A 12,429-nucleotide genomic window follows, 5' to 3' on the forward strand; every position below is an offset into this window, starting at 1 on the left:
AGTCAGCGGGCGCGGAGGGCGGTCTCGATGGCCGCGAGCCTGTCCGCCAGGTGCAGCAGGGCGCCCACCGACGGGTCCTCGGTGCTGCCGGCGAGGGTCTGGGAGCGCCGGTAGGCCGCCTTGACCTCCGCCCAGCGTTCGGCCTCGGGCGGCGTCAGCGTTCCCCGGAGTTCGGACAGCTTGAGCAGGTTGGCCTCGGCGCCGGACGTGAGGGTCTGCGACTCGGCCCGGTAGTGGTCGTCGATCACCGCCTCCAGCTCGGCCGCGTTCATCACCGGGAGGATGCGTTCGGCGATCTTGTTCATGTCGCGGTAGGAGCCCTGGAGCCGGAACGGCGGCTCGGTGCGGGACGCGTCGTCCTGGGCGGCGGAGGCGATGTAGGCGCGGTTGACCGTCAGGACGACCTCCTGGACGTGGAGCAGCTTTCCGAGGACGGACAGGATCTCGTCCAGCTCGGCCTGGGAGTAGGGGTGCGACAGGCGGTCGGGGCGGACGGTCTCGTCGCCGGAGGCCAGCCGCACGAGCAGCTCGACGTCGTCGCCGTCGCGCGCCGTCAGGGGCGCCAGGACGGGGTTCGAGGTCAGGGCGTTCTCGATGTAGCTGAGCGCGAACAGGTCGTCCTTGCCGGACAGGACGTCGCCCAGGTTCCACACGTCCGCGCGGTTGGCGAGCATGTCCGGGATCTGGAAGCGCTGCCCCGACTCGGTGTACGGGTTGCCGGCCATGCAGACGGCGAAGCGCTTGCCGCGCAGGTCGTAGGTGCGGGTCGCCCCTTCGATGCGGCGCTGGGCGTCGCAGAGCGGGATGAACTTCTGCAGGAACTCCGGTGAGGTGTGCTGGATGTCGTCCACGTACAGCAGGACGTTGTTCCCCATTTCGAGGGCGAGGTTGATCTTCTCGACCTCGCGGGCCGCCGTCGCGTTGGGCGCCTGGGCCGGGTCCAGGGACGTCACGTCGTGGCCCAGGGCCGGGCCGTCCACCCTGACGAACGCCAGGCCGAGGCGGTCGGCGACGTACTCCATGAGCGTCGTCTTGCCGTAGCCGGGCGGCGAGATGAGCAGGAGCAGCCCCATCTGGTCGGTGCGCTTGCCGTCGCCGGCGGCGCCCAGCTGCTTCGCGAGGTTGTCCCCGACGAGCGGCAGGTAGACCTCGTCCACGAGGCGGTTCCGCACGAACGCGCTCATCGTGCGGGGCTTGAGCCCGGCCAGCCCGAGGCGCTTCTCCTCGGACGCGATCAGCTCGTTGCGGGCCTTCTGGTAGGCGCGGAAGGCGGGCACGCGCTCCGTCCGGAACCGGTGGGTGCGGGCGAGGACCTCGTCCAGGCGGAGATCGAGGCGCCGGTCGGCGATGCGCGGGTGGTCGCCGAGCAGGTTCTCGATCGTCGCGGTGAGCGCGGCGGGCGAGTCGTAGCGGGCCGACGCGCAGAGGAGCATCGCCACGGCCTCGAGGACGTCGGCCGGGTCGCCGTCCGCGCCCGTCCCCAGGTAGGAGCTGAGCCATGCCTCCGCGAGCTGGTGGCGGGCGGCGAGGGACCCCGCGTCGCGCAGGTCCGCGTCGAGCGGGGTGTCCCCGAGCGCCTGGGCGAAGCCCTTCAGGAGGGTGCGGGCGCCCTGGCTCGTCACGAAGCCCTCGGGCGCGGCGGCCAGTTCCTCCACCAGGTACTCGGCGGTGAGCGGGTCGGGGGCGGGCAGGTCGTTCGCCGCGGCGAAGGCGGTGATGGACGCGGCCAGCTCGGCGGTCAGGCCGGTCAGGGCCTCGGCCCGCCCGAACGCCTCGCGGGCGCGGACGAGGGAGCGGGCGCGGGCCGTCCACATGGTGCGTCCGGCCTCGTCGGCGCCGTGCGTCCAGAAGAGCTGTGCGGCGGCGCGGGCCGGCCCCGGGTACCGCAGCAGGCCCGCTTCGGTGCGCAGGCGCAGCAGCGCCTCCAGGATGCGGGCCGCGTCGTGGTCGTGGACGCCGCGCTCGTAGCCCTCGTCGTAGCGGTCGGCGGCGGCGTCCCGGACCAGCCCGGGCAGCCGGCCCTCGGCGGCGGCCCGCCGCAGCTCGCCGAGGGGCGCGGACGCGAGGATCGACGCCGCCAGGTACTCGGCCCGGTAGGTCTCCGGGGTCTCCGAGACGAGGGTCTGGCCCCACAGGTCGCGGGTCGCCGCGAACCCCTCGTCCCGGACGGGGGCACGGTAGTCGGTGCCGGTGATCGCGAAGGCGACGGAGCCGCGGTGCGGGACGAGGGTCAGCTCGATCGGGCGCGTGTTGACCGCGAACCGGTGCCGGCCCAGCCGGATCGTCCCGCCGCCGTCCCCGTACAGGTCGAGGCGGTCGCGCAGCGCGCGCCCCGCCTCCTGGCGGGCCGCCTTGACGCGGCCGTCCAGCTCCTCGGCGCGGACGTCGTCGTCCAGCCCGCGCAGCTCGTCGGCGATCGAGCGGAGCCGGGCCACCATCGCGTCGGTCGCGAAGTAGGTGTTGACCTCGTCCGGGGACGCCAGGGCCGCGGCGCGGCGGCGGACGCCGGACAGGATGCGCTCGGCCGACTCGGTGAGCCGGTCGGTGCGGCGGGCGCGCTCGTCCAGCAGCGTCTGCTTGCGGGACGAGAACGCCTCGTAGACCTCGGTCCGCTTCGTCTCCAGCTCGGCGAGGAACTCGTCCAGCTCGGCGAAGCGGGCCTGCAGCGTCTCCAGGCGCAGCAGGAGGCGGCCGAGCTGCTCGTCGCAGGCCTCGGGCGTGCCGGCGGTGGCGAGGGCGCCGGCGATCGACTGGTCGAGCAGCGCCAGCTCGGCGGCGAACGCGGCGCGGCCCTCGCGGGCGAGCAGCTCGCGGCGGCGGCCGTCGAGGACGGCGCGGGCCCGGTTGAGGCCGCCGAGCACCTCGCCGACCCGCTCCAGGATCGCGGTCCGCGCGGTCGCGTCGGTGACGTCCAGGTCGCCGACGACCTCGGTGACGACCTCCAGGCCCTCGTGCTGCGCGTCGAGGAGGTCGGCCAGGGGCGCGGCCTCCGCGGCCGTCCCGATGGCGCGGGCCGCCTCGGTGAGCCGGTCGACCTCGGCGTGGTAGCCGGTGAACGCCTCCTCCCGCTGGAGGAACTCGACCGCGCCGGCGCCCGCGTCCCGCAGCTCCGCCTGGACGGCCTCGGACAGCTCGTCGATCCGGGACGCGTCGACGTAGCGCAGGTCGCGCAGCGTCTCCAGGCGGCCCTGGGCGCGGCGGAACCCGGCCAGCGCCGAGATCCAGCCGTCGGCGGTCGACGGCGCCTCGGTCCGCGCCCGGCGGACCAGCGCGGCGATGTGCTCGGCGGCCTCGGCGACGGCGGAGGCCGCCCGGTCCGTGAGCGCCCTGACCTTCTCGTACTCGTCCAGCACCTGCCCGGCGGTCGCGCGGACGTCAGCCAGCGGCGCGGCGAGGTCGCCGAGCTCCTCCTCGGCGAGCCAGTGGTACAGGTCCGCGGCCCGCGTGCACGACGAGATCAGCGCCTCGAACACCCGGGTGGACGGGGACATCTCGTCCACCATCCGGGTGATCGACAGGCATTCGGAGATGCCGCGGACCAGGTCGGGGTTCCCGACGCGCTCCAGCGGCCCGGTGCCGACCGGCTGGGCGGCGGCGTGCGCGTCCGAGACGTACGGGGTCGTCCAGATCTGCATGGGGTGGACGCGGGTCGGTTCGTCGGAGAACGCCCGCATCACGACGAGCGTCCCGTCCTCGAACAGCGAGTACCCGTGGCACGTGATCGGCGTCGCGACCCGCTTGCGGATCACGTTGTACGGCAGCAGCAGCGACCGCCCGTCCTCCCGCGAGTGGAAGACGTAGAGGACGTCCTCGCCGTTGGGGGACCGGACGACCCGCTCGTACTCCAGCCCGGTCGCGTCGGTGTCGAACGTCTTCGCGGCGCCGGTGTCCAGGTAGTAGCCGCCCGGGAAGATGATCCCGTGGTCGTCGGGCAGCCGCCGGCACGCCTGCTCGATGCCGTCGAGCCGGGTGACCTCCTTGGTGCGGACGTTGAACACCAGGTGCCGCCACGCGGACTCGTTGTAGGGCCGGATCCGCAGCAGGATCAGCGCCCCGACCCGCGCGTGCAGGACGTCGGCGTCCGCGAGCGACTGCAGGGGCTCGTCGACCGGCTCGGAGTAGATGCCCTCGCCGGTGCCGGTGTTGTCCTCGATCTTCACGGTGAGGGTGCCGCCGATCGTCTCGACGAACACCTCGCCCTCGATCGAGATGTGCGGGTGCCGGCCGAGGACGTGGTCGTCCCGCGTGGTCTCGACCCAGTCGACGTCGTGCGCGGGCGGGAACGCGTGGTCGCGCTCGCCCTGGTTGTCCTCGTAGGCGACGCGGCCGTCCGGCGCCGTCCGCCAGCGCAGGACGCGCAGGTCCGACAGCCGCGGGCCGGTCTGGAAGACCGCGAGCAGCCGGCCGTCCACCAGCCGCAGCTGCAGCAGCCGCGCCTGCCGGTAGTACCGGTACATGTCGGCGAAGTCGCGCAGGAACCGCGGGTCGTCGAGCAGCCCCGGCACCGCCTCCGGCCCGACCGGGGTGAACGCGACGCCGTCCTCGCCCCGGGTGAAGCGGTGCAGCGAGAAGACGTCGCCGACCGCGGTCTCCGGCTTCAGCCCGAGGAAGACGTTGTAGCCGAACAGCATCACGTCGCCGAGCGCGACCACGTCGCGGGGCACGCAGTTGTGCGCGGTCCGGATCCGCTCGGTGCCGGCCAGCCGCGTCTCCGCGCCGCCGAACACCTCCAGCCGCCGCGCGTTCAGCGCCTCCGCGCGCCGCGCCAGCTCGCCGGCGTGCCCGGCGAGCCGCGCGCGCAGCACCTCGTAGGTCCCGTGGTCCAGCGCCGCCGCCTGCTCGTGCGCCGCCTCCCGGTCCGCCTCCGTCCCGCGGTCCAGTACGGCCCCGCCCGTGCCCACCCGGACGTCGTCAGTCACCCGTCTCTCCGATCTCCCTCATGCTGCGAACCCCCCACGGGCGGCTGCGGCGGGCCGCCGGTCCGTCGGCCCCCGGGCGCGACGACCCGCCGCAGGTCTCTTTGATCAGCCGGCGGCCACCGCGGTTCCGTTGACCTCCGACAGCGGCGCGTCGGCGACGCCGAGGCGGCGCGCGGCGTCCAGCAGGTCCTGGAGGCCGGCCGCCTCCGGGCCGCCCGACTTGATCAGCCGCAGCAGCAGCGCCGAGAGGGTCAGGTCCCGGACGCCGCCGGTGTCGATCGAGCCGAGCACCCGGGACAGGTCCGCCGGGAAGGACGACGTGCCGTCCAGCCACGGGCCCGCGAGCGACTGCGCGACCTCGGAGTGCCGCACGAAGCCGTCCACCGCCTTGCCGAGCGAGATCGAGCCGACCACGCGGTCGAAGAAGGCGGAATCGCCGCCGACGATGTCGATGTCGGCCTTCTCCAGGCCCGCCGCGAGGACGGTCGCCTGCGCCTCGGCCACCTGCCGCTGCGCTTCGAGGCCGGCGAGCCGGACGTCCTTCTCCGCCTCCAGCCGCAGCCGGTACTCCTCGTGCTGGCGGGACGCCTCGTCCAGCGCCGCCATGGCCCCGGCCTTCTCGTGCAGGCCCTCCGCCTCGGCGCGCAGGCTCTCCCGGATCCGGGCGGCCTCCGCCAGCGCCATCTCCTGCGCGGCCTGCGCCTCGGCGTGGCCGACCCGCTCGATGGCCTCGGCGCTGCGCTCGCGGACCTCGACCTCGGCGAGGCCGGGCGCGGCGGTCTCGGCGCGCAGCCCCTCCGCGAGCCGGGCCTTGGCCTCGGCGTCCAGCTCGGCGGCCTGCCGGCGCGCCTCCGCCATCGTCAGCTCCTCGCGGGCGCGGTGCTGCGCGGCGGCCTCGGCCGCCTCGGCGGCCTTGATGCCCTTGACCAGGTTCTCCTGCGCCTCCGCCTCCGCGTGGATGATCACCGACTGGCGGGCGCGCTCGGCCTCCTCGACCGTGCGGAGCCGCTTGATGGCCTCCTCCTGCTCGGCCACCGTCCGCTCGACCGCGATCCGCTCGCGGACGACGTTCGCGATCTCCCGCTTCTCGGCCTCGACCTCCTTGTCGGCGGCGATCCGGGTCAGCTCGGTCTCCCGCTCCCGGGCGATCACTTCGAGGAGGCGGTCCTTCTCGATGCGCTCGCTCTCGATCGCGAGGACGCGCTCCTTGTTCTTCGCGGCGACGGAGACCTCGCGGTCCTTGTTCTCGTGCTGCACGCCGAGCTGCTCGTCGGTGCGGATGTGCGCGGTCTGCGCGCGCAGCCGCTCCTCGGCCTTGACCCGCTCGATCTCCGCCTCCTCGCGGGCCCGGACGGTCTCGATCTCGCGCTCCTGGCGGATCTCCGCGTCGGCCTGGCGGCGCTCCAGCTCCAGGATGGCCTCCCGCGCCTCCACGTTCTGGCGGGTGATCTCCTTCTCCTCGTGGCGGGTGTACTCGTTGGTGCGGACGTGCTCGATCGCGGTCAGCTCGGTGATCTTGCGGATGCCCTGCGCGTCCAGGATGTTGGACTTGTCGAGCGACAGCAGCGGCGTCTGCTCCAGGTAGTCGATCGCCGCGTCCTCCAGGCTGTAGCCGTTCAGGTCCGTGCCGATGACCTGGATGATGTGGTCGCGGAACTCGTTGCGGCGGGTGTAGAGGTCGGCGAAGTCGAGGTGCTTGCCGACGGTCTTCAGCGCCTCGGAGAACTTCGCCGCGAACAGCTCCTGCAGCGTCTCCTGGTTGCTGGCGCGCTCGGTGCCGATGGCCTGCGCGACCTTGATGACGTCCTCGACGGTCTTGTTGACGCGGACGAAGAACGTGATGCGGATATCGGCGCGGATGTTGTCCTTGCAGATCAGCCCGTCCCGGCCGGTCCGCTCGATCTCGATCGTCTTGACCGAGATGTCCATCAGCTCGGCCCGGTGCAGGACCGGCAGGACGATCGCGCCGGTGAAGGTGACGTCGACCTTCTTGAGCTTGGAGATGATCAGCGCGCGGCCCTGGTCGACCTTGCGGAACAGGCGCGTCACCATCAGCACGAGGCCGAGGGCGATGAGCAGGGCGAGCGCGAGGAGCACGCCGGCTCCTATCGTGATGGTGTCCATGGGACTCCCTGTCGGCTGGGGGAACGAGGAAGCGGGGGTCGGGCGGGCCGGTCAGCGGACCGGGCGGGGCCCGCCGGCCAGGCCGGACGCCGCGTCGTGCGGCATGACCCAGAAGAACTGGCCGTTCGGATCGAAGTCGAAGATGAGGGCGGTGCTGCCGGCGGTCAGGCCCGTGCCGTCCGGCGCCGCGCCGGCCGCGGGGACGTCCGCCGCGGTCAGCCGGACCTGGATGATCGCGGACGAGCCGTCGGGCGCGGTGACCTCCGCCTGGCCGAAGTCCGTGCCCACCCGCCCGGTGCGGATGACGCACGGCAGCCCGACGAAGTCGCGCAGCGACGCCGCGACCTGGTCCTGGAAGACGCGGCGCAGCGGCAGCACCGCCGCCCGCGTCACGAGCCACGCCGCGGCCAGTGCCGCGGGCAGGGCCAGGAAGCGCAGGACGCCGCCGGAGGCCGCGACCGCGAGGCTCACGAACCACGCGACCGCGATCAGCAGGGACAGGACGACGGTGGCGGGCACGCCCCCGAGGCCGAGCACGGCGAGCCGCTCGGCGAGGAACCCGTCCCCGCCGTCCGCGTCGCCGCCGTGCGCGTCCCCGGCGCCGGCACCGGCCCCCGCGTCGGCATCGGTGCCGGCGCCGAGGAAGTCGACGCCGAGGCCGCCGAGCAGGACGAGCGCCCAGTACCCGGCGACCACCAGGAGAGAGAAGCTGAAAAGAGCGGTGGGAAAACCGAATGCGGCATCGAGGAATTCGCCCATGGAAATGCACGCTCCCGCATCGAGGCGTCATTGACCGTCCGGGCGGCCGAAACGGCGTCCCGGTGTTGAGAATGGATTCCAGCGAGGAGGCCTCGCTGCGCGGGGAGGCTCCGCCGGGCGAGCGGGAACGGCTCGCGCCGGGCGGGGAAGAGGGCCGTGCTCAGCTATCTGGGAACGCGTGCGCCCAGGCGACGTGGCTCAGGTCGTACGGCCTGGCGTCCTGGGGGCGGGTTCGGCGCGGCGGCGCCGGCGCAATGAAAAAGTGCCGGGGGGTCATCCAATGCCCTCCTGATCGGAGACGAATCCTGTCTCGCCGACCAGTCTTCCCGGCACACCGGTAGTTACTTTAGCTTATTTCTCGCCCGAAGGGAAGTCTTAAAGCGGCGGATCACTCCATATGGGGCGTTGACCTCGCCATTCACCGCGAAAGCGGTGATCTCCGGGCGGCCGCCGGGGGACGTTCAGCTTGCGTTGAGGTTCGCTGGAGGTCGCGTTCAGGAGCGGCCGCTACCGTCGCCCGCCATGACCCCGCCCGCCACTCCGCCCGGCGCGTCGCCCGGCACGACCCCGCCCGCCGCGCCGGCGGAGACCTGCCGGCCGATCTTCGTCCTCGGGTGCCCGCGCTCCGGGACGACGCTGCTCCAGCAGATGCTGCACTCGCACCGGCGCATCGCGTTCCCGTCCGAGACGCGGTTCGTGCACGTGGCCTACGAGCGGCGGCACGAGTTCGGCGACCTGGAGCGGGAGGAGAACCGGCGGGCGCTCGCGGAATGGATCACCGGCGGGAAGGACACCAAGTTCGCCGTCCTCGGCCTGGACGCCGCCGAGGTGGTCGAGGAGATCGTGCACGGGCCGCCGACGCTCGGGTCGGCGCTGGCGGCCGTCTTCCGCCGCTACGCGCGGGCGCACGGCAAGCCGCGGTGGGGCGACAAGCGGCCGAGCTACTTCCGGCGGGTGCCGATGCTCCAGCGGATGTTCCCGGATGCGCAGTTCGTCCACCTCGTCCGGGACGGCCGGGACGCGGTCAGCTCGCTGATGCGCATGCCGTGGTTCGAGGGGGACCTCCATGCCGCCGCGCTGACCTGGCGGGAGGCGGTGGACACCGGCCGCCGCCTCGCCGCCCGCCTCGGCCCGGACACCTTCTACGAGTTCCGCTACGAGGACCTCGTCGCCGAGCCGGAGGAGGAGCTGGCGAAGCTGTGCGCGTTCCTCGGCGAGGAGTACGACCCCGCCATGACCGAGGCGTACCGGCACGCCCGGCGGACGGTGCCGTCCGAGCGCAGGTGGCATCTGCGCACCCACGAGGCGCCCAACACCCGCAACGTCGGCGCGTGGCGCGAGCGCATGGAGGCGGGGGAGGCGGACCTGGTCGAGCACGTCCTCGCCGGCCGGCTGCGCCACCACGGCTACGAGCTGGCCGGCGCCGCGCGCCCCGCCGCCGCGCAGCTCGCGAAGTTCCACCGGCTGGCCGCGCACCGCTGGCGGTGGCGGCACACGCAGGCGGCACTGGACCGGCTCGCGCAGGCGCGGGAGCCCAACCCCGTCGCGTCCCGGCTGACCGGACCGGTGCGCTGACCCGAGGGTCTGAGGACTGATGCGACGGGGACAGGTGAGTCTGTCCCCAGGGCAAGGAGCCCGCGACCGGCCCGCGTGGGACGAGTCTGGGCGGTTGTCCGAAATTCTCATGGAACGTGCCCGGTGCGCCGCGCCGTGCGCGCCGCGCGCCGCCGCGAGCCTGCTGGGGAACCGCGCAGGTGGCGTGCCGTAGTGCACCGCGCGGGGGAGAACCGGACCGCTGGGGCGGACGGGGACAGCGTTTTCCGATCATGGTGGCCTGGGCCCCTTAACGGCGGGGTTACCGGCCGGTAACCCGAGTACCGTTTTTACCGGCGTGCTGACTTAATTTACGGAACAGAGACATGGCCGTGTCCGATCGTTCACCATGCCGACCTGAGACACATCCTGCTTTTGGTTGTATCTTGCGTGTTGCTCGTCACCCGGTAGCTATCGCGATTGATTCGACGATCCTCTGACATAAGGAGGAGTGCGGTGACCACATCGGAAACTATTTCCCACGCCGAGCTGCAATCGTGGCTTCTTGACAGGATCGCCTTCTACCTCGACAGACCCCCGGAAAACATCGATCCATCCGTCGAACTCGCCCGCTACGGGGTGGACTCCGTCTACGCGATCAGCATCATCAGCGACATCGAGGACCACCTCCAGGTCGAGGTCGACGTGGCCGAGGCCCGGCGCCGCGAGACGGTGACCGCGCTCACCGACTACCTGCTCGAACTCGTCGCGTGATGGGCGGCCGGCCCGGGGACGGGCCCTTGATGGTGGTGCTCGGCGACAGCGTGGCCGAGGGGCAGGACGACCCGGACCCCGCCGGCGGGTGGCTCGGCTGGGCCGGCCGGATAGCCGACCACCTGGGCTTTCCCCGTGAATCGATGCTGAACGCCTCCGACCCGGGTGCGACGATCGAGGACGTGGTCCGCGACCAGCTGCCGGCCGTCCGGCATCTGCGGCCGGCGCTCGTGGTGCTCGGCTGCGGCATGAACGACGCGCTGCGCGGCTTCGAGCGCGCCGCCGCGGCGGCGCGGCTGGACGAGCTGTTCGGCTGGGCCCGCGGCACCGGCGCCGTGGTGCTGGCGATCCCGGTGCCCCGGCCGCCGCTGCTGGACCTCACCCCGATGTCGCAGTTCCGCAAGAAACGGACCGTCCAGCGCATTCATGACTTCAACGAGGAGCTCGACCGGGTCTCCCGCGACTTCGGAATGGCATTCCCGGAACGGGAGACGGTCGCGAAAGTCGCTGACCCCGCGATGTGGAGTTCCGACGGAATCCACCTCAACCCGCGCGGGCACGCATATGTGGCGGAGGTGATCGCGGAGATAGCGGGCAGCCTGCTCGGCGAGCGGGTGGGCTGAGCTTGGCCTCGGGGGCCGGACCGGCAGTGTGGAAAACATATGAAAAGACCATTCTCGTTCGCGCGCGCGTCCCAGTCGATGATGCTGATCCCGCTGGCTCCCGTGCTGGCCGTCCAGGCGTGGTGGACGGTGCGCCGGACACCGCGGCTCGACCCCGCCGGCGGGGACGAGCACGGCTTCGTGCAGGGCGCGAACCCCGGCGCCGGCCGGCCCGCGTTCCGCGTCGTCGTGATCGGGGAGTCCACCGCGGTCGGCGTCGGGGCGTCCCGGCACGCCGAGGCGCTGCCGGGCTTCCTCGCCGAGGCGCTGGGCGAGCGCCTGCGGCGCAGCGTGGCGTGGTCGGTCTCCGGTGAGAACGGCGCGACGGCCCGCCGGATCACCGGCGGCCTCGTCCCGCCGCCCGGCGGCTCCGCGCCGGACCTCGTGGTCGTCACCGTGGGGATCAACGACCTGATCCGGCGGCGCCCGCTGCGCCGCTGGGCGGCCGACGTCGCCGAGCTGGTCGGCGTCCTGCGCGCCCGGTACGCGGAGGCGGCCGTGCTGGTAGCGGGCATGCCGCCGGTGCACCGGTTCCCCGCGATCCCGCGGCCGCTGCGGTACGTGCTCGGCGCCCGCGCGCGGACCATGGACCGGATCATGGCGGAGGCGGTCCGGGCGGGCGGGGCCGTCCACGCTCCCATGGACGAGGCGATGGCGCGCGACCGCGCGCTGTTCGCCGCCGACGGCTTCCACCCGTCGCCCGCCGGCTACCGGGCCTGGGCCCGGGACCTCGCCCGCGCCGCCGCCCCGTCCGCCGGCCTCCGCGCCGCCGAGCCCGCCGCCGAGCCCGCGGCCCCGCGCAGCCTCCCGCCCGGCGCCCCGTCCGGCACCCGGTCCAGCACCGTGTCCGCCGCCGCCCGGACCGCTCCCGGCCCGCCGGCCGGCGAGCGCACGAGCACGCCCCCCGCCGGCACCGCCCCGCCACGGAAGAACTGACACGGCAAGCGAAGGGAGCAGCTCGGATGACGGTTCCCGGAACGTTCCGTTCGGCGGTGGAGGCCAAGGACCTCGCCGCCGTCACCCGCGTCCTCGACCCGGGCATCGAGTTCCGCAGCCCGGTGATGGTGAAGCCCTATATCGGCCGCGACACGGTGACCTCGCTGCTCGCGGTGCTGTTCGAGGTGTTCGAGGAGTTCCGCTACACCGACGAGCTGGTGAGCCGCGCCCCGAACGGCGCCGGGCCGCCCACCCAGGCGCTGATCTTCGACGCGCGGGTGCTGGGCAAGGACGTCCAGGGGCTGGACCTGCTCAGCTTCGGCGCCACCGGCCTGGTCACGGGCCTGACGGTGATGGTCCGCCCGCTGCCCGCGGCGATGACGCTCGCGCGGGCCGTCGGGCGGCGGATGGAGGAGGCCGCGGGAAAGGCCGGCAAGCGCGCCGACGACGGCGCGGACGACGGAAGAGACGACTCGGGGGGAGCGGAGGGGGCGGGGGGCCCGTCCGGCACGACGCGGTCATAGGGGCGCGAGACCGCAGTGCGTGGCAGGACAGCGCGGCTCCGGGAGCCGCCCCAGGGATAAAGGGAGTGGAAAGAAAGATGGACAGTAAGGTCCCCGCACACCCCGTGAACCCCGCGTTCGCGGCCCCGGCGCTCGCGGACCCCGCGACCGCGGGCCCGGCGCCGGCGGGCGCGCCGCCGGGCGAGCCTCCGGCGGGGC

The 12,429-nt window shown here is 73.4% G+C and carries 8 protein-coding genes; 5 read left to right on the forward strand and 3 right to left on the reverse strand.

Annotated elements, in window-relative coordinates; all coding sequences use genetic code 11:
* Positions 1-2: 2 nt before the first annotated feature.
* From ABTW95_RS09575 to ABTW95_RS09585, 3 genes are all read right to left on the reverse strand, one after another.
* The gene (locus tag ABTW95_RS09575; protein WP_396449737.1) at positions 3-4,880 is read right to left on the reverse strand and encodes a DNA repair ATPase; all 4,878 of its coding nucleotides are present in this window, start codon (positions 4,878-4,880) and stop codon (positions 3-5) included.
* A gap of 144 nt (positions 4,881-5,024) precedes the next feature.
* The gene (locus ABTW95_RS09580; protein WP_396449712.1) at positions 5,025-7,043 is read right to left on the reverse strand and encodes an SPFH domain-containing protein; all 2,019 of its coding nucleotides are present in this window, start codon (positions 7,041-7,043) and stop codon (positions 5,025-5,027) included.
* A gap of 51 nt (positions 7,044-7,094) precedes the next feature.
* On the reverse strand, positions 7,095-7,739 hold the full coding sequence (locus ABTW95_RS09585) for a hypothetical protein (protein WP_396449713.1): 645 nt from the start codon (positions 7,737-7,739) through the stop codon (positions 7,095-7,097).
* 585 nt (positions 7,740-8,324) lie between these two features.
* On the opposite strand from ABTW95_RS09585, the gene ABTW95_RS09590 reads away from it, so the two are divergent.
* From ABTW95_RS09590 to ABTW95_RS09610, 5 genes are all read left to right on the forward strand, one after another.
* Positions 8,325-9,377 (forward strand): sulfotransferase family protein, encoded by a 1,053-nt coding sequence (locus ABTW95_RS09590; protein ID WP_396449714.1) that lies wholly within the window; start codon positions 8,325-8,327, stop codon positions 9,375-9,377.
* Positions 9,378-9,851: 474 nt separating this feature from the next.
* Positions 9,852-10,109 (forward strand): acyl carrier protein, encoded by a 258-nt coding sequence (locus tag ABTW95_RS09595; RefSeq protein WP_396449715.1) that lies wholly within the window; start codon positions 9,852-9,854, stop codon positions 10,107-10,109.
* Between the two features lie 29 nt (positions 10,110-10,138).
* A complete protein-coding gene (locus tag ABTW95_RS09600; protein ID WP_396449738.1) occupies positions 10,139-10,732 on the forward strand; it encodes an SGNH/GDSL hydrolase family protein in 594 nt (197 codons plus the stop codon).
* Between the two features lie 39 nt (positions 10,733-10,771).
* Positions 10,772-11,707 (forward strand): SGNH/GDSL hydrolase family protein, encoded by a 936-nt coding sequence (locus ABTW95_RS09605; RefSeq protein WP_500225921.1) that lies wholly within the window; start codon positions 10,772-10,774, stop codon positions 11,705-11,707.
* A 26-nt stretch (positions 11,708-11,733) separates the two neighbouring features.
* Positions 11,734-12,231: a nuclear transport factor 2 family protein gene (locus ABTW95_RS09610; protein ID WP_396449717.1), complete on the forward strand. Its 498-nt coding sequence runs from the start codon at positions 11,734-11,736 to the stop codon at positions 12,229-12,231.
* Positions 12,232-12,429: the final 198 nt, after the last annotated feature.

Origin of the sequence: Spirillospora sp. NPDC127506, assembly GCF_040302145.1 — a bacterium.
GTDB lineage: Bacteria > Actinomycetota > Actinomycetes > Streptosporangiales > Streptosporangiaceae > Spirillospora.